The sequence below is a fragment of the Clostridium weizhouense genome, from assembly GCF_019431045.1.
GTDB lineage: Bacteria > Bacillota > Clostridia > Clostridiales > Clostridiaceae > Clostridium > Clostridium weizhouense.
The window spans coordinates 1-18,126 of sequence record NZ_JAHXPT010000019.1; the positions used below are offsets into that span (position 1 = coordinate 1).

General features: G+C 26.6%; 16 protein-coding genes. 9 read left to right on the top strand and 7 right to left on the bottom strand.

Translation table 11 applies throughout. The features are described 5' to 3' along the window. Positions 1–575: 575 nt before the first annotated feature. From gyrA to dnaA, 7 genes are all read right to left on the bottom strand, one after another. Positions 576–3,113: a DNA gyrase subunit A gene (gene gyrA, locus KYD98_RS16895; RefSeq protein ID WP_219781228.1), complete on the bottom strand. Its 2,538-nt coding sequence runs from the start codon at positions 3,111–3,113 to the stop codon at positions 576–578. A gap of 22 nt (positions 3,114–3,135) precedes the next feature. Beyond that, a complete protein-coding gene (gene gyrB / locus KYD98_RS16900; protein ID WP_219781229.1) occupies positions 3,136–5,043 on the bottom strand; it encodes a DNA topoisomerase (ATP-hydrolyzing) subunit B in 1,908 nt (635 codons plus the stop codon). A gap of 48 nt (positions 5,044–5,091) precedes the next feature. After that, positions 5,092–5,352: an extracellular matrix regulator RemB gene (gene remB, locus KYD98_RS16905; RefSeq protein ID WP_219781230.1), complete on the bottom strand. Its 261-nt coding sequence runs from the start codon at positions 5,350–5,352 to the stop codon at positions 5,092–5,094. 14 nt (positions 5,353–5,366) lie between these two features. After that, positions 5,367–6,452, bottom strand: a complete 1,086-nt coding sequence (gene recF, locus KYD98_RS16910; RefSeq protein WP_219781231.1) for a DNA replication/repair protein RecF — start codon at positions 6,450–6,452, stop codon at positions 5,367–5,369. Positions 6,453–6,520: 68 nt separating this feature from the next. After that, complete coding sequence (locus KYD98_RS16915) at positions 6,521–6,727, bottom strand: RNA-binding S4 domain-containing protein (protein ID WP_219781232.1); 207 nt, start codon at positions 6,725–6,727, stop codon at positions 6,521–6,523. 38 nt (positions 6,728–6,765) lie between these two features. Further along, a complete protein-coding gene (gene dnaN / locus KYD98_RS16920; protein ID WP_219781233.1) occupies positions 6,766–7,866 on the bottom strand; it encodes a DNA polymerase III subunit beta in 1,101 nt (366 codons plus the stop codon). Between the two features lie 262 nt (positions 7,867–8,128). Then, positions 8,129–9,502: a chromosomal replication initiator protein DnaA gene (gene dnaA / locus KYD98_RS16925; RefSeq protein WP_219781234.1), complete on the bottom strand. Its 1,374-nt coding sequence runs from the start codon at positions 9,500–9,502 to the stop codon at positions 8,129–8,131. Between the two features lie 538 nt (positions 9,503–10,040). On the opposite strand from dnaA, the gene rpmH reads away from it, so the two are divergent. The 9 genes from rpmH to noc all read left to right on the top strand — a co-directional run bounded on the left by rpmH (position 10,041) and on the right by noc (position 17,932). Continuing rightward, on the top strand, positions 10,041–10,175 hold the full coding sequence (gene rpmH / locus KYD98_RS16930) for a 50S ribosomal protein L34 (protein ID WP_017210025.1): 135 nt from the start codon (positions 10,041–10,043) through the stop codon (positions 10,173–10,175). A 60-nt stretch (positions 10,176–10,235) separates the two neighbouring features. Next, positions 10,236–10,613 (top strand): ribonuclease P protein component, encoded by a 378-nt coding sequence (gene rnpA / locus KYD98_RS16935; protein ID WP_219781235.1) that lies wholly within the window; start codon positions 10,236–10,238, stop codon positions 10,611–10,613. Continuing rightward, positions 10,585–10,794, top strand: a complete 210-nt coding sequence (gene yidD / locus KYD98_RS16940; RefSeq protein ID WP_219781236.1) for a membrane protein insertion efficiency factor YidD — start codon at positions 10,585–10,587, stop codon at positions 10,792–10,794. The genes rnpA and yidD overlap by 29 nt, the downstream gene beginning before the upstream one ends. Before the next feature lie 23 nt (positions 10,795–10,817). After that, a complete protein-coding gene (gene yidC, locus KYD98_RS16945; protein ID WP_219781237.1) occupies positions 10,818–11,588 on the top strand; it encodes a membrane protein insertase YidC in 771 nt (256 codons plus the stop codon). A 234-nt stretch (positions 11,589–11,822) separates the two neighbouring features. Next, on the top strand, positions 11,823–12,449 hold the full coding sequence (jag, locus tag KYD98_RS16950) for an RNA-binding cell elongation regulator Jag/EloR (protein WP_219781238.1): 627 nt from the start codon (positions 11,823–11,825) through the stop codon (positions 12,447–12,449). 320 nt (positions 12,450–12,769) lie between these two features. Next, positions 12,770–14,140, top strand: a complete 1,371-nt coding sequence (gene mnmE, locus KYD98_RS16955; protein ID WP_219781239.1) for a tRNA uridine-5-carboxymethylaminomethyl(34) synthesis GTPase MnmE — start codon at positions 12,770–12,772, stop codon at positions 14,138–14,140. A 12-nt stretch (positions 14,141–14,152) separates the two neighbouring features. Next, on the top strand, positions 14,153–16,042 hold the full coding sequence (gene mnmG / locus KYD98_RS16960; protein WP_219781240.1) for a tRNA uridine-5-carboxymethylaminomethyl(34) synthesis enzyme MnmG: 1,890 nt from the start codon (positions 14,153–14,155) through the stop codon (positions 16,040–16,042). Between the two features lie 221 nt (positions 16,043–16,263). After that, positions 16,264–16,983, top strand: a complete 720-nt coding sequence (gene rsmG / locus KYD98_RS16965) for a 16S rRNA (guanine(527)-N(7))-methyltransferase RsmG (protein WP_219781241.1) — start codon at positions 16,264–16,266, stop codon at positions 16,981–16,983. Between the two features lie 163 nt (positions 16,984–17,146). Next, the gene (gene noc / locus KYD98_RS16970) at positions 17,147–17,932 is read left to right on the top strand and encodes a nucleoid occlusion protein (protein ID WP_219781242.1); all 786 of its coding nucleotides are present in this window, start codon (positions 17,147–17,149) and stop codon (positions 17,930–17,932) included. The last annotated feature ends 194 nt before the right edge of the window (positions 17,933–18,126 follow it).

Consider the following 18,126-nt stretch of genomic DNA (forward strand, 5'->3'; position numbering starts at 1 on the left):
GATCAAACTCTCATAAAAAAGTTTAATCTTAGCTTACTTTTCAAAAAGAATTGCTGGTTTACTTAAATGTATTTTATATATTCTGTTCAATTTTCAAAGACCATTTTCTTTCGCTTCAACTTTCGTTGTCAGCTTTTGTTTTAAGTTGTCACCCTCAAGCGACTTCCTTAGTATATCACTTGATTTTTATTTTGTCAACAAGTTTTTTTGAAAATTTCAAATTTCATTTTGAACATTTTCTTTTACTTGCTTGCTGAAAAATTACCTCAGCGACGTATTTTATCTTAACATAATCTAAAACTCATTCTTATAATAAATATATTGTTATATTGTATATATATAATAATATCTTCAAATTTCTATAAAATACTCTTAAATACTTATAATGATACTCCAGGTTCATAGTACATTGAAAATAGTATGAAACGCTATTAAAATACCAACATAATCAATTCATTACCTCTAAAATTTGAAATACTTAATCATTAAACTCTATAAAAAAACCATGAAGTACTAATAAAGTCTTCATGGTTTCTTCTATTATTTATTATCTTACATATATAGATATATTAATCTTATTCTGATTTATTATTCATATCCTCCATAGCTTTATTTACTAATTCATCTAAACTATTATCTGGATTTTTTTGTTCTATATCATTTTCTATAATTTCTTCAGAATCATCTTCTTTATCATCACTTAGTATTTTTGCTATCGCTACTACTTTTTCTTCATCATTAGTTCTCATTAATGTTACACCCATCGCAGCTCTACTTGTTGTGGATATATCTGATACATTAATTCTAATCGCAACTCCATTTGTATTTATAAGCATTAATTCATCATCTTCTTTACAAATTGTTGCTGCGACTAATTTACCTGTTTTTTCGCTAATTTTGTATGTTATTAATCCAACTCCACCACGGTTTTGGATTTTATATTCACTAATAGGAGTTCTTTTTCCAAATCCATTTTCACTAATTACTAATAGATCTTCTCCATCAACTGCTATATCCATACATACTGCTATATCATCATTTTTTAAATTAATTGCTTTAACACCTGATGCATTTCTTCCCATAGGTCTGACATCTTTCTCATTAAATCTTACTGCATATCCATTTTGGGTAACAACCATCATATTTGCATCACCATAAGTTATTTTAACTCTTAATAGCTCATCTCCATCTCTTAAATTTATTGCTATTAATCCATTTTTTCTTAAGTTTTTAAATTCACTTAAGTGTGTCTTTTTAACAATTCCTTGTTTTGTTCCCATAAATAAGAATCCATCTTTACGTTTATCGGTTACTGTTAATACTGTTTGTATTCTTTCATCTGGCTCAATAGGTATTAAATTAATTATATTAGTTCCCTTTGCCTGTCTTCCTGCGTCAGGTATTTCATATGCCCTTAATTTATATACTCTACCCTTATTCGTAAAGAATAACACATCAGAATGAGTAGATGTTATCATTATATGATCAACAAGATCATCTTCTTTAGTTGTCATTGCCTGGATCCCTCTTCCCCCTCTTCTTTGGGCTGAATAGACATCCGCTGAAATTCTTTTAATATATCCTGAATTAGTTAATGTAATAACAACATCTTCTTCTTGTATAAGATCCTCAATGTCTATTTCATTAACAACTTTTTCAATTTGACTTCTTCTTTCATCTCCATATTTAGCTCTTATTCCTAAAAGTTCGTCTTTTATAACTCCTAATAACTTTTCTTCACTAGACAATATGGATCTTAAGTATTCCATTTGTTTCATTAATTCGGAATATTCTTCTTCAATTTTTCCTCTTTCTAATCCAGTTAATCTTCTTAATCTCATTTCTAAAATTGCCTGACATTGCTTTTCTGTAAGATTAAATTCTTCCATCAATGTATTTTTAGCAATTTCACTTGTAGCAGAACTTCTGATTATGGTAATTACTCTATCTATATTATCTAATGCAATCCTTAAACCTTCTAATATATGAGCTCTTGCTTCTGCTTTATTTAATTCAAATACAGTTCTTCTTGTTACAACTTCCTTTTGGAAATCTATATAATGAGTTAATACTTGTTTTAAGTTTAATACTTTTGTTTCATTATTCACTAATGCTAACATAATTACTCCAAAAGTATCTTGAAGTTTTGTATGCTTATATAATAAGTTTAATATTATATTAGGATTAACATCTTTTTTTAGTTCAATTACTATTCTCATACCTTCTCTATCAGATTCATCTCTTAAATCAGATATTCCAGTAATCTTTTTATCTTTTACTAAATCAGCAATATTTTCTATAAGTTTAGCTTTATTTACTTGATAAGGTATTTCAGTAACTATAATTTTATGTCTTCCATTATTTTCTTCTATTTCAGTTTTAGCTCTAACTACAATTTTTCCTCTTCCAGTTTCATAAGCTGCTCTTATACCAGCACTTCCCATAATCATAGCTCCAGTAGGAAAATCTGGACCTTTAATTTTCGTCATAAGTTCTAATACTGTTGCTTCTGGATTATCAATAAGCATTACAGTACCATCTATTACTTCACATAAATTATGTGGTGGTATATTAGTAGCCATACCAACCGCAATACCAGATGATCCATTCACTAGAAGATTAGGGAATCTAGATGGTAATACTGTTGGTTCTTCTTCCTCACCATCAAAGTTAGGCATAAAGTCAACTGTATTTTTATTTATATCTCTTAACATTTCAACTGATATCTTATTCATTTTAGCTTCTGTATATCTCATGGCAGCAGCGCTATCACCATCTACTGATCCAAAGTTACCATGACCGTCTACTAACATATATCTCATTGAAAAATCTTGTGCCATTCTAACTAAAGCATCATAAACAGAACTATCTCCATGTGGATGATATTTACCTAAAACGTCTCCGACTATTCTAGCACATTTTCTATATCCTTTTTCCGGAGATAAACCTAAAACTTGCATAGAATATAATATTCTTCTGTGTACTGGCTTTAATCCATCTCTAACATCTGGCAATGCACGCCCTACTATTACACTCATAGCATAATCTATGTAGCATTTTTTCATTTCATTTTTTATATCTACAGGTATAATTTTTCCCTCATTGAATTCCATGTACTTCACCTCATATTCAGTACTAAATATCTAAATTAACAACATTCTTAGCATTTTGTTCTATAAATTCTCTTCTTGGTTCAACTTTTTCGCCCATAAGAATTGTAAATATTTCATCTGCAGCCATAGCATCATCTACTGTAGCTTTTAATAGTATTCTCTTTTCTGGATCCATTGTTGTATCCCATAATTGAGTAGCATTCATTTCTCCAAGACCTTTGTATCTTTGAATGTCTACTGAATTATCTTTTCCACCAATATCATTTAATACTGATTCTAGTTCTTCATCAGAATAAGCATAGAATTCTTTTTTATTCTTACTTACTTTAAATAATGGTGGTTGAGCAATATATACATGCCCTTGTTCTACAAGCTCTCTCATATATCTATAGAAAAACGTTAATAATAGAGTTCTTATATGAGCTCCATCAACATCAGCATCTGTCATAATTATAATTCTATGATATCTAAGCTTTTCAATGTCAAAATCTTTCCCAATTCCTCCACCAAATGCAGTAATCATAGATCTTATAGTGTCTGAATTTAATATTTTATCTAATCTTTGTTTTTCAACATTCATTATTTTACCCCTTAAAGGTAAAATAGCTTGGAATTTTCTATTCCTTCCTTGTTTTGCAGATCCACCAGCTGAATCCCCTTCGACTATATATATTTCACATTCTTTAGGATCTTTTGATGAACAATCTGCTAATTTTCCTGGTAGTGTTGTTCTTTCCAAAACTGATTTTCTAGTTAATTCTCTTGCTTTTCTAGCAGCATCTCTAGCTCTAGCAGCCATTAATGCTTTATCAATAATTATTTTACTAATTGTAGGATTCTCTTCTAAGAATATCCCAACAGATTCACTAACAATTGAATCAACAACACCTTTTACTTCACTATTTCCTAGTTTAGTCTTTGTTTGCCCTTCAAATTGCGGTTCTTCAATTTTAACTGATATTACAGCTGTAAGACCTTCTCTTATATCATCACCAGATAGATTTTTATCATTTTCTTTAATAAATCCATATCTTCTTACATAATCATTAAACACTCTTGTTAATGCTGTTTTAAATCCAACTAAATGGGTTCCCCCTTCAATTGTGTCAATATTATTAGCAAAAGAAAATATATTTTCTGTGTATCCATCATTATATTGTAAAGCAATTTCAACTGATATTTTATCTTTTATACCTTCTACATATATTGGTTCCTCATGCAGTTGCGCTTTATTTCTATTTAAGTATGAAACAAAAGATTTAATTCCACCTTCATAATGATAGTTTTCTTCTTTATCATATCTTGTATCTGTTAATTTTATATTAATTCCCTTATTTAAAAAGGCTAATTCTCTTAATCTTTGAGATAGTATATCAAAATCATATACAACATCATCAAATATTTCTTCATCTGGCTTAAAGTATACTTGTGTGCCTGTTTCTGATGTTTCTCCTGTTTTAGATAATTCAGAAATAACCTTACCCTTTGAATATTCTTGTTTCCATATATGACCTTCTCTTTTTACTGTAACAATACATTTTTCTGAAAGAGCGTTAACTACAGAAGCTCCAACTCCATGTAATCCCCCAGATACTTTGTATCCTCCGCCACCAAATTTACCACCGGCATGAAGTACTGTCATTATAACTTCTACTGTTGATTTATGCATTTTAGGATGCATACCTACTGGCATACCTCTACCATCATCACATACTGTAATAGAATTATCCTCATTAATTTTTACTTCTATATTCTTGCAGTATCCAGCTAGAGCCTCATCAATACTATTATCAACTATTTCATATACTAAGTGATGCAATCCTCTAGAGCTGGTACTACCTATGTACATACCTGGTCTTTTTCTAACAGCCTCTAGTCCCTCAAGTACTTGAATCTGATTTTCATCATATCTTTGATTATTTTGTTCCAAAACAGACTCCTCCTAAATTTAATAAATATTTAAAACTAATAATATTATTTAATAATTATATTCTATATCAGTTCTTTTAGTTAATGTTGCTGATGATATTGGTGAAAGGTATATCTTACTCATTTTATTAACTTCCGCAATAACAAAAGATTTAGGTTTTTCTTCTGTTATTCTTTCTACAAAACCATCTTCTTCTGCCATTCTTAAAAATTGTATAGTATCTGAACTATACATTGAATTTTCTAAATTAAATATTCCTATAATATCTTTTATCGGCACTACAACATTTTCTCCTAAATGCAAAAACACTAAGCATGCCTCCTTTAATTAACTATTTCTCCGTTATATATCTCGAATATTTTAGATGTATTATCTAAATAATCCTCCAGATCACTAATACCTGTACAAGTTATCACGGTTTGTATATCATTAATAGTACTTAATATATACCTTTTTCTATTTATATCAAGTTCAGATAAAACATCATCTAATAATAAAATAGGGTATTCATCAGTTATTTCTTTAATAATTTTAAGAGAAGAAAACTTCATTGTTAAAACAGATGTTCTTTGTTGTCCCTGTGATCCAAAGCTTTTTACATCTACATCATTTATTAAAACATGAAAATCATCTCTATGTGGTCCTATTGAAGTTAAACCCTTTTCCCTATCTTTTTTAAGATTGTCTTTTAATTTTTTTAGAAAAATATTTTTAAAATCATTTGTATATTTAATTATGGAATCATATTTAAATTCTATTTTTTCTTTCCCAGAAGTTATATCATTGTGTATTTTATATCCATAATAGTTTATTTTATCTATATATTCTAACCTCTTTTTAATAATATAATCAGCATATTCCACTAATTGTAAATCATATATATCTAAAATATCCTTATTGAAATTTTTTGATTTTAAAATTATATTTCTTTCATTCAATATTTTATTATATTGAACTAAGCTAAAATAATATTTTTTATTTATTTGGGATAATTCCATATCTAAAAATTTTCTTCTTATTTTTGGAGACTCTTTTACAATTTTTAAATCTTCTGGAGAAAACATAACTACATTAAATGTTCCAAAAAGCTCTGCTATTTTATTTATTTTTATAGAATTTACTTTTATAGCTTTTTTTCCATCTCTTAATATTTTTATATCTATTTTCTTATCTAATCTATTTTTTCCTATAAGCAAACTTATATATGCCTCATTATTATCCCATCTTATTAAATCTTTATCTTTTGAAGTTCTATGAGATTTAGAAAATGCACAATAATAAATAGCTTCTAAAATATTAGTTTTACCTTGAGCATTATTACCTATGAACACATTAACATTTTTACTTAAATTTATTTCTAGCTGTTTATAATTCCTATAATTAGCTAACATTATTGTCTTAATATACATAAAAATACACCTATTATTAATTATATCATAATAAAAAAGCAAGTGCTTGTTTATTAAAAATTAAATGTTTATACTATTTCAAATTTTTCATTTTCAAATTCTATAATATCACCTAATTTTAACTTTTTTCCTCTTTGTAAACAAACTTCACTATTAACTTTTACTAATCCATCTTGAATATACATTTTAGCTTCTGATCCTAATGAAGCTATACCACTCCATTTCAAAAATGCATCTAATTTTATAAATTCTGTGCTTATTTCTACTTTATTCATTTTTAATGCATAAATATTAATAAATATTTATATCCTCCCTATCTCATTAATCTTACTGGTAGTACTAAATATTTGGAATTTTCACTGTCTTTTTCTTTTATTACACATGGACTAATTCCTGAAGTCATTTCCATAATGACTTCTTCATCTTCCATATTTTTAAGAACATCTAATAAATATCTTGAATTAAATGCAATTTGTATTTCATCTCCTTGCAATTTCAAAGAAACTTCTTCTCTCACTTTTCCCAATTGAGAATTAGATGTTATTACCAATGTATCTTCTGTAATATCTAACTTTATTAAATTGGTATTGCCATCTTTAGCCATAAGAGATGCTCTTTCAATACCATTTTGTAACTCTTGTCTATTAATATTAACTAGTAATTTATGTTCTTGTGGTAACAATGAGTTATAATTTACAAATTTTCCATCTAATAATCTTGATATAATTTTAGTATTTTCTAAATTAAATAATATATGATTATTAGTAAATGTTATATATACAGTTTTTTCATTGTCTTCTAATATTTTAGATACTTCGATTAATGTTTTACCAGGAATTACAACTTCAATATCAATATCTGTATCTAAAAATTCACTTCTTACAGCTAATCTATATCCATCAAGTGCTACTAAATTTAAATTTTTATTTTTAACTTCAAATAGTATTCCTTGTAATATTGGTCTTGTTTCATCTTGAGCTATTGCAAAAGATGTTCCTTTAATCATGTTTTTAAGTATACTTTCGCTTACTTCAACTTTTAGATTTTCATTTATATTAGGGAGTGAAGGATATTCACTTGCATTCATATATACAACGTTAAATATTGATTTTTCACAAGTAATTTGTATTGATTCATTCTCTATTGTTTCTATTTTTATATCAGAATTAGGAAGTTTTCTAATTATTTCTCCAAATATTTTAGCATCAATAACTATTTCACCATTTTCAATAACATCTGATTTTACTGTAGTTTGTATGCTAAGATCCATATCTGACCCTATTAATGTTAATTCACCATCTTTAGCATTTATATAAATACCATCTAGTATTTGCATTGTTGATTTTCCAGTAATTGCTTTTTGTACAATTGATATACCTTCTAGTAATTTATGTTTTTCACATATAAAAATCATTATAAACGTCCTCCTTATTATTCACATGTAAGTAAAGATATAATTAGAATAGATATATATAAAATATATAGTAATAATAGTAGTAGGGAGTGTGAATATGTTGATAACACATTGTAATTAAGTATTACCAACATATTTTTATACAAAAATATTGTGGATAAGTCCGTAACAAATAGCTCATCTTATCCACAGTTTTCAACAGAAGATTAATATAATATTGTTATCCACAAGTTATTCAATACTTATTATGTACATATGTTAATTAATTTTGAGTAACTTTTTTGGTAATATCAGCAACTGTATGCTGTAAGCTCTCATCATTCTTTAGATTTTCAGAAATTTTTTCATAAGCGTGTATTACGGTTGTATGGTCTCTTCCTCCAAATTCTTCACCAATTTTAGGTAAAGACATATCAGTTAATTTTCTGGTTAAATACATAGCTATTTGTCTAGGATAGGCTACATTTCTAGTTCTTCTTTGTGATTTTAAATCGTCTATTTTTAAATTAAAATAGTTGGCAACTATTTCTTGAATAGAACCAATAGTTACATGTTTGCCTTGTTTTTTAGATATTATATCTTTTAAGGCTTCTGATGCTAAATCGACTGTAACTTCCCTATTTGTAAGGGATGAATATGCGATTATTCTTATAAGTGCACCTTCTAATTCTCTAATATTAGATTTAATTTTTGTTGCTATATATCCCATAACTTCATTAGCTACATTTAAATTTTCAACATCAGCTTTCTTTTTAAGAATAGCCATTCTAGTTTCGAAATCTGGAACTTGAATGTCAGCAATTAACCCCCATTCGAATCTAGATCTAAGCCTATCTTCTAATGTTGGAATTTCTTTTGGTGGACGATCTGATGATAATATTATTTGCTTATTAGCATCATGTAAAGCATTAAAAGTATGGAAAAATTCTTCTTGAGTACGTTCTTTACCAGCTATAAATTGTATATCATCTATAAGCAATACATCGACATTTCTATATTTATTTCTAAATTCTTCATTTTTATCATCTTTAATTGCATTAATTAGCTCATTTGTAAACTTTTCAGAAGATACGTAAACTACTTTTGCATTAGTATTATTTTGTAATATATAATGACCAATTGCATGCATTAAGTGAGTTTTACCAAGTCCTACTCCCCCATATATGAATAGAGGATTATAAGCTTTAGCTGGTGATTCAGCAACAGCTAAAGACGCAGCATGAGCAAATCTATTACTATTACCTATTACAAATGAATTAAAAGTATATTTAGGATTTAAAGTTGAAGACATTTCATCATTAACGATAATAGTTTTTTTAGAGTTTGATTTCATTTTATTATTAACTTTTGTTTCATCATCGGTATAGTTATCTTCGCTTTCAAGATCAGAAGCTATAAGAAATTCAATTTCGTATAACTTTGAGCAAACTGCTTCTATAGAATTAGCAACTAAACTTTTATATCTTTTATCTAGAATATCTTTAGTAAAAGAGTTAGGAACGCTTATTTTTATACTTTTATCAGAAATAGAAATAGGTTCACAGCTCTTTATCCAAGTATTAAAGCTGACTTCGCTCATTTCGCCTTTTATAATATTTAGGGTTTTTTCCCATAATTGTTTAAGGTCAGCATCCATTTTTAATCCTCCAATATTATTTTAAGAAAAAATTTTTTTTATTTAAAATATAAATTATTAACAAGATATCAACAAAATAATACAGAATATATTTTAATTGTTGACTAAGAGTATAAAGTTATACACATGTTGATAATTTATCTAAAAAATATATTATATAAAAAGTTATCAACAATAACAAATTTTAAGTATAAAAACATTATTAAAAGTAAATAATTTGGGATATAATAAGAAAATATATTATAACATTAATTAGGTTAAACTAAAAAATAAACAAGTTATGCACATATTTATCAACAGCTGTGGATAAGTTTTATTGAAAATAAGTTATTCACAGTTATAATATTTATAATAACATAAGTAATTGTGCATATTCAATAAGTTATCCACAAAAATATATCCATAAAAATATAATTATCAACAATTAGTATTATCTTGACAGAAAATTAGGTTATATATATAATAGAAAGGTAAAATTTAAAATCACAGAAAGTATAGTTATTACTATAAATAATAAATTTAAGGGGGTGCATTTATAATGTTCATGACTTATCAACCAAAAAAGAGACAAAGAAAAAAGGAGCATGGCTTCAGAAAAAGAATGAGCACTCAATCAGGAAGAAACATTCTTAAGAATAGAAGACAAAAAGGAAGAAAAAAATTAACAGCATAAGGGCCGCATTAAGTGGCCTTTTTTCTGCAAATGCAGGAAAAAAGGAGTATAGAAATACCTATGATTTATAGATTAAAAAAAAATATAGAGTTTATAATTGTATATAAAAGAGGAAAGTCATTTGCTAATCATAACTTAGTTATGTATGCTTTAAAAAATAAAAGAAATAAAGATAAAAATGGCGTATTATATAGTAAAGTAGGGATTTCTGTAAGCAAGAAAGTTGGAAACAGTGTTGTTAGAAGTAGATGTAAGAGATTAATAAGTGAAAGTTTTAGATTAAATTATGACAATATAATAAAAGGATATGATTATGTTTTTATAGCACGAAATCCTATGAAAGATAAAAATTATTTTGAGACCGAAAAGGCGATGAAGAATTTACTTAAAAAGGCAGGATTATATTTAGATGAAGAAGTTATTAATAAATCTAATTAAATTCTATAGGGTATATATTTCACCTAGAAAAAACCCATGCTGTAGATTTACGCCAACTTGCTCACAGTATGCCTTAGATGCTATAGAAAAATATGGTGCTGTTAAGGGGAGCTTAATGGCACTTTATAGAATTCTAAGGTGTAATCCTTTTTGTAAAGGTGGTTATGATCCCGTAAAGTAACATATTAGGAGGTACAGATTTTAATGTTTGAAAAGATAATTCAATTTATGGCTAATATATTTAATTATCTACATGATTTCATTGTTAGTATTGGAGTAAAAGATGTAGGATTATCATATGTATTAGCTGTACTTGTATTTACGTTGATTATTAGACTGCTTATATTGCCACTTAACATTAAAGCAGCAAAGTCAACACAAAAAATGCAAGAAATTCAGCCAGAAGTTAAAAAGCTTCAGGAAAAATATAAAGGCAATCCTGAAAAATTAAACGCAGAAACTATGAAGCTTTATAAAGAAAGAAATGTTAGTGTAACAGGGGGATGTCTTCCTTCATTACTACCATTACCTATATTGATGGCTTTATACTATGTATTTTTTAGAATAGATGGATTAAATGGAGCATCATTTTTATGGATTAATGATTTAGCTAGTAAAGATACTAAGTTTATATTGCCTATATTAGCTGCTTTATCAACATATTTACCTTCTTATTTGATGGCAAAATCTACGCCTTCAGATAATTCGCCTATGAATATGGGAACTATGAGTTTAGTTATGGCATTTATGATGGGATTTATGTCATTGAATTTTAAATCAATATTGGTTTTATATTGGATAATAGGAAATATCATTCAGACTATACAAACATATTTCTTAAATTATAGACCTGCAAAGAGAAAATTAAAGAATGCAGAAGGAAATAGTAGCGTCCAATTTGAAAATAGTAATTTTGTTATGGATGTTGAAGCACCTAGTAATTTAGCTAGTACAAAGAAAAAAAAGAAAAAATAAATTTATAATTTAATGTATTTTTTAATTAAATTATTATATTTATAATTTTTTATATAAGTTTTATAAGAAATTATAATAATAATATTCAGTTAGAAGCATATATATCATAAATTTCCTATATAAGTTTCTTAATATAGTATTCAATATAATTTATAAATATTTTAAATTTATATTAATAAAAAAGCTTTATTAGAACTTATATATTTGCTTTGGATTAAGGTGGTGAATTAAGAGATGAAGTCAATAGAGTTAGAGGGAAAAACTGTTGAAGAAGCCTTAAAAAAAGCTTTAATTGAGCTAAATACAACAAAAAATATGGTTGAAGTTGAAGTTTTAGAAGAGGGTTCAAAAGGATTATTTAGTTTTATAGGCTCTAAACCAGCAAAAATTAGAGTAACTATTAAACGCAACTATATTGAAGAAATAAATAATTTTTTAAATGTAGTTCTTAAGACTATGGATATAGAAGCTGAAGTAGATATAAAAGAAGATAATAATATTATTAAAGTTAACTTATCAGGTAAAAAAGTAGGAGCAATTATTGGATATAGAGGAGAGACTTTAGATTCATTACAATGTTTAATATCATTAATGGTAAATAAAAATAATGATATTCCTTACAAAAGAGTTATTTTAGATATAGAAAATTATAGAAATAAAAGAGAAGAAACCCTTAAAAGAGTTGCGGAAAAAACTGCAGCAAAAGTAAAAAGAACAGGTAAGACGTTTAAGTTAGAACCAATGAATCCTTATGAGAGAAGAATTATTCATTCTTCTCTTCAATATAATGATTTTGTTTATACTTATAGTGAGGGAAATGAACCTTTTAGGAAAGTAGTAGTGGAATTAAAAAGAAATTAATAAAAGAAAGCCCTTAAAGGCTTTCTTTTATTAATTTTACTAAGAAAATAAGTATTTTGACTAATTTAATTTTGTTATGTAAAATTTATTTCAAGGTTATATATTAAGTAGTAATTTTAAAAATTATTTAGTACCATTTATATAAATTTATAATGTAGATATTAAGTAAATAGTTATAATTGAGTAATACTCTATTAATTAACAGCAATTTATAAATTAATAAATTAGATTTTTATTTATAATTGTTTTGATATTTAATTTGATTGGCTATAATATTAAAAATAAATTACAAGATTAATTGCATAAGGAGAATTTATATTATGAAAGATTTTGATACCATTTGTGGCATAGCAACACCTATTGGAGAAGGTGGAATCTCTATTATTAGAATTTCAGGTAATAAAACTTTAGATATAATTAGTAAAATTTTTATTAGTAAAAATAAATTTGATATAAAAAATATGAAGACTTATACCATGAAATATGGTAATATAATTGATTTAGAAAGCAAAGATATAATTGATGAAGTTATTATAAGCTATATGAAGGGGCCACATAGTTATACAACAGAAGATATAATAGAAATCAATTGTCATGGTGGAGTTATATCAACTAATAGTGTAATGGATCAAGTTATTAAAGCTGGAGCAAGAGTGGCTGAACCAGGAGAGTTTACTAAAAGAGCATTTTTAAATGGTAGAATTGATTTAAGTCAGGCTGAAGCTGTTATTGATATCATAAGAGCTAAAACAGATCTATCTATGAAGTCAGCTATTATGCAAAGTAGTGGTGCACTTTCAAAGCAAATAACAGAATTAAGAAAGTATTTATTAGATGTTTTAGCATTAATAGAATATGGTATAGATTTTACTGAAGATGATGAAGAAATAGATGATAGTTTAATTATAAAAGCAAAAGAAGGAATAGCTCAGACTATATTAAAGATAAAAGATCTATTAAAAAATGCTGATGAAGGAAAAATAATTAGAGATGGACTTAATATGGTTATTGTAGGTAAACCTAATGTTGGGAAATCATCACTACTTAATATGTTATTAAAAGAAAAACGAGCAATTGTAACAGATATACCTGGAACTACAAGAGATATAATTGAAGAATATTTGAATATAGATGGAATACCTATAAAGATAACTGATACAGCAGGGATTAGAGAAACTGAAGATACAGTAGAAAAAATTGGTGTTGAAAGATCAAGAGAGAAAATTGAAGAAGCTGATTTAGTAGTGTTAATTCTAGACTCTTCTAGAGAATTAGAAGATGAAGATAAGGAAATAATTAATACTATAAGAAATAAAAATCATATAGTATTATTAAATAAAATAGACCTAGATAAGAAAATATCTAGTATTGATTTAGATAACAAAATCTTAATATCAGCAAAAACTGGTGAGGGGATTAATGAATTAAAAGATAAGATAAAAACTTTATTTTTTAATGGAACAATAAATAGTGAGAGTCTAATTGTATCTAATGTAAGACATAAACAAGCACTTTATAGAGCATTAGAAAATTGTGAGGAAGCTTTAAATAGAATTAATACTGATGAATATCTTGATCTGATTTCAATCTATGTAACATCTGCAATGAGATCATTAGGAGAGATAACAGGTGATGAATTAGAAGAAGATGTATTAAATAAGATTTTTAGCGAATTTTGTGTAGGAAAATAGGGGGGATAGTAAATGCAAGTAACTTATGATGCAGGAACATTTGATGTAGTAGTTGTTGGAGCTGGTCATGCAGGATGCGAGGCTGCATTAGCTTCAGCTAGATTAGGTTTAAATACATTAATTTGTACAATAAATTTAGATTCAATAGCTATGATGCCTTGTAATCCCAATATTGGAGGAACAGCAAAAGGTCATTTAGTTAGGGAGATTGATGCTTTAGGTGGAGAAATGGGAATAAATATAGATAATACATTTATCCAATCAAGAATGTTAAATACATCTAAAGGGCCAGCAGTTCATTCATTAAGAGCACAGGCTGATAAAAAAGATTATCAATCTAGAATGAAAAAAGTATTAGAAGAACAAGAAAATCTTCAAATGAAACAAATAGAGGTTACAGAGATCATAGTTGATGAGGGAAATATTACTGGAGTAGTAACCAAGAATGGTGCAGTTTTTAATTGTAAAGCTGTAATCTTAGCAACAGGTACATATTTAAAAGGAAAGATTATAATTGGAGAGGTAAGTTATTTTGGAGGTCCAAACGGATTATTTCCGGCAAATGATTTATCACAATCATTATTAGATTTAGGAATTAACTTAAGAAGATTTAAGACAGGGACACCAGCAAGAATCAATAGAAGATCTGTAGATTTCTCTAAGATGATTGAGCAAAAAGGTGATGATAATATAGTACCATTTTCATTTATGAGTGAAGAGATTAATAAAGAACAGATATCATGTTATTTAACGTATACTAATCAAAATACACATAATATAATAAAGGAAAATATAGGAAGATCTCCGATATATAATGGAACTATTAAAGGTGTAGGTCCAAGATATTGTCCATCTATTGAAGATAAAGTTATGAGATTTCCAGATAAGCTACAACATCAAATATTTGTTGAACCAGAAGGTACCGATACATTAGAAATGTATGTAGGTGGTATGTCTTCATCTCTACCAGAAGAAGTTCAAATTAAAATGCTTAGAACATTACCTGGCTTAGAAAATGTAGAAATGATGAGAACTGCATATGCAATTGAATATGATTCAGTTGATCCTACCCAACTTAAACCAACTCTAGAGTTTAAAACTATTAATGGGCTATATGGTGCAGGGCAATTTAATGGTAGTTCAGGATATGAAGAAGCAGCTGCACAGGGGTTAGTAGCAGGTATAAATGCTGCATTAAAAATAAAAGATAGAAACCCTATGATATTAACCCGTTCAGATGCATATATTGGGGTTTTAATTGATGATTTAGTTACAAAAGGTACCAATGAACCTTATAGAATGATGACATCAAGAGCTGAATATAGATTATTACTAAGACAAGATAATGCAGATTTTAGATTAACTGAAATAGGACATGAAGTTGGTTTAGTTACAGAAGAGAGATATGAAACATTTTTAAGAAGAAAAAATAATATTGAATCTGAGCTTGAAAGATTAAAAAATTTAAAAATAACTAATAAAAGACAAGTGAATGAATTTTTAATATCGTTAGGTTCATCAGAATTAAAAAAACCTATTAGTTTTTATGAATTAATAAAGAGACCAGAAGTTGATTATTTTAATTTAATTGGATTAGATCCTGAAAGAGAAGATATACCTAGTGATGTTGGTGAACAAATAAATATAATTGCAAAATATGAAGGATATATAACTAATCAACTTGAACAAGTTTCACAATTTAAAAAATTTGAAAAAAAATTATTACCTAAAGATATTGATTATAGTAATGTAAAGGGATTAAGAACTGAAGCAGAACAAAAATTAAATAGTATTAAACCTATAAGCATTGGGCAAGCGTCTCGTATTTCAGGTGTATCTCCAGCAGATATTTCTGTATTACTTATTTATCTTGAACATTATTATAACAAACAGAATTCTTAGTATCATATATAGTCTAATCTTAATTTATAAATCAATGTTGGTTATAAGTTATTTAGATAAGAGTCACTACTATTTAACCTAATTAACAATAAATAAATGTTAATTTATCAGAAATTACTTAATATTCATTGTTAATTATGATAAAAGATATCATAGCTAAAATAAGACTGTTATAAATGTTAGCTAGCGGATAAATAATATTAATTTTCTTGGAGGTAATTATGGAATTTTATAATTTAATGGCTAAGGCTGCTGAGGATGTAGGATTAAAGTTATCAGAATCTCAATATGAGAAATTCATAATATATAAAGATCTTCTTAAAGAGTGGAATGAAAAAATAAATTTAACAGCTATAACTGAAGATGAAGAAATAATAAAAAAACATTTTATAGATTCTATTAAAGCATTTAAAAGAGAAGAGTTTAAAAAAGCTAATACTCTAATAGATGTTGGAACAGGTGCAGGGTTTCCTGGAATTCCAATAGCTATTATGAGAAGTGAAATTAAAGTTATTTTATTAGATTCACTAAATAAAAGAGTTAACTTTTTAAATACAGTTATAAATGAACTAAATCTTAAAAATGTTACAACTATTCATAGTAGAGCTGAAGATGGAGCTAGGCAAAAAAATCTTAGAGAAAGTTTTGACATAGCTACATCTAGAGCTGTTGCTAATATGAGTGTATTATCAGAATTTTGTTTACCTTACGTTAAGGTAGGAGGACATTTTATTGCATTAAAGGGTCCATCTGTAGATCAAGAAATAAAAGACAGTAAAAAGGCAATAGCTACATTAGGAGGGACTCTAATTGATATATGTGAGGTTCAAATTGAAGATACTGAATTAAAACATAACTTGGTTATAGTTAAAAAGATTAATGAATGTCCTAAAACTTATCCAAGAAAAGCAGGTAATGTTACTAAAAATCCTATAAAATAAATACATTATTATTTTTATATTTGTAGAAATATTAACAAAATTATACTAATTTGTTTTATAAAATAATTTTATAATTAAAGGAAAAATATTATTATTATAGAATAATAGAAATTATAGGCTTTTTATGTGATTAAAGTAATTAATGAGGGATGGGTTGAGATAAATGAATAATGAAATAATTAAAATAGATATAGATAAGATAGTTCCAAATCTTTATCAACCACGTAAATATTTTAATGAAGAAGCACTTGGAGAATTATCACAATCAATAAAGGAACATGGAATTATACAACCACTTACAGTAAGAAAAATGGGAGAAATCTATGAGCTAGTAGCGGGTGAAAGAAGACTTAGAGCTGCAAAATTAGCTAATTTTGATTCAGTTCCATGTAATATAGTAAATATAACTGATTATGAATCAGCAGAAATAGCATTATTAGAAAATCTTCAAAGAGAAGATTTAAATTATATTGAAGAAGCTGAAGCTTATAATAATCTTCTTAATGACCATAATTTTACACAAGAAGATTTAGCAAAGAGAATGGGAAAAAAACAATCAACAATTGCTAATAAGTTAAGATTATTAAAGCTAGATCCTAAAGTTAGACTATTATGTCTTGAAAATAGTTTAACAGAAAGGCATGCAAGAGCTCTCCTTAGCATTCCTACTCCACAGCTCCAAATAAAAATTGTACAAAAAGTAATAAAGAATGGATTAAATGTAAAAAATACTGAAGAATTAATTAATAAAGAATTACTAAAAATAGCAGGCAAACAATTAAATGATAAGAAATCAAAAAACAATATAAAAGCAGCATTACCTGCAAAATTATATATGAATACAATAAAACAAGTACTTCAAAAATTTAATATACCTGCTGAATATAATTGTAAAGATGATGATGAATTTATTGAAGTAACTGTAAAAATTCCTAAAAATAAAAATTAAATTATAAGGAACATGAAATAAAATAATAGATCAAATAGATAGTATACTGATCTATTATTTTTTTGAGTATACTTAAAATAAGTATTAAATTTAATATATAATATAATTAATTTAATATATTTATAATTTTTTATAAAAGATTAGGAATATCTAGTTATAAGTATATATATGATAAATTTTCTATGTAACTTTCT

Excerpts from the sequence above, each read along its gene's own strand:
- jag (WP_219781238.1), top strand. The coding sequence starts at position 11,823 with ATGAAGTCAATAGAGTTAGAGGGAAAAACTGTTGAAGAAGCCTTAAAA.
- rnpA (WP_219781235.1), top strand. The coding sequence starts at position 10,236 with ATGATTTATAGATTAAAAAAAAATATAGAGTTTATAATTGTATATAAA.
- noc (WP_219781242.1), top strand. The coding sequence starts at position 17,147 with ATGAATAATGAAATAATTAAAATAGATATAGATAAGATAGTTCCAAAT.
- gyrA (WP_219781228.1), bottom strand. The coding sequence starts at position 3,113 with ATGGAATTCAATGAGGGAAAAATTATACCTGTAGATATAAAAAATGAA.
- rsmG (WP_219781241.1), top strand. The coding sequence starts at position 16,264 with ATGGAATTTTATAATTTAATGGCTAAGGCTGCTGAGGATGTAGGATTA.
- recF (WP_219781231.1), bottom strand. The coding sequence starts at position 6,452 with ATGTATATTAAGACAATAATGTTAGCTAATTATAGGAATTATAAACAG.
- mnmG (WP_219781240.1), top strand. The coding sequence starts at position 14,153 with ATGCAAGTAACTTATGATGCAGGAACATTTGATGTAGTAGTTGTTGGA.
- dnaA (WP_219781234.1), bottom strand. The coding sequence starts at position 9,502 with ATGGATGCTGACCTTAAACAATTATGGGAAAAAACCCTAAATATTATA.
- yidC (WP_219781237.1), top strand. The coding sequence starts at position 10,818 with ATGTTTGAAAAGATAATTCAATTTATGGCTAATATATTTAATTATCTA.
- mnmE (WP_219781239.1), top strand. The coding sequence starts at position 12,770 with ATGAAAGATTTTGATACCATTTGTGGCATAGCAACACCTATTGGAGAA.
- yidD (WP_219781236.1), top strand. The coding sequence starts at position 10,585 with ATGAAGAAGTTATTAATAAATCTAATTAAATTCTATAGGGTATATATT.
- KYD98_RS16915 (WP_219781232.1), bottom strand. The coding sequence starts at position 6,727 with ATGAATAAAGTAGAAATAAGCACAGAATTTATAAAATTAGATGCATTT.
- rpmH (WP_017210025.1), top strand. The coding sequence starts at position 10,041 with ATGTTCATGACTTATCAACCAAAAAAGAGACAAAGAAAAAAGGAGCAT.
- dnaN (WP_219781233.1), bottom strand. The coding sequence starts at position 7,866 with ATGATTTTTATATGTGAAAAACATAAATTACTAGAAGGTATATCAATT.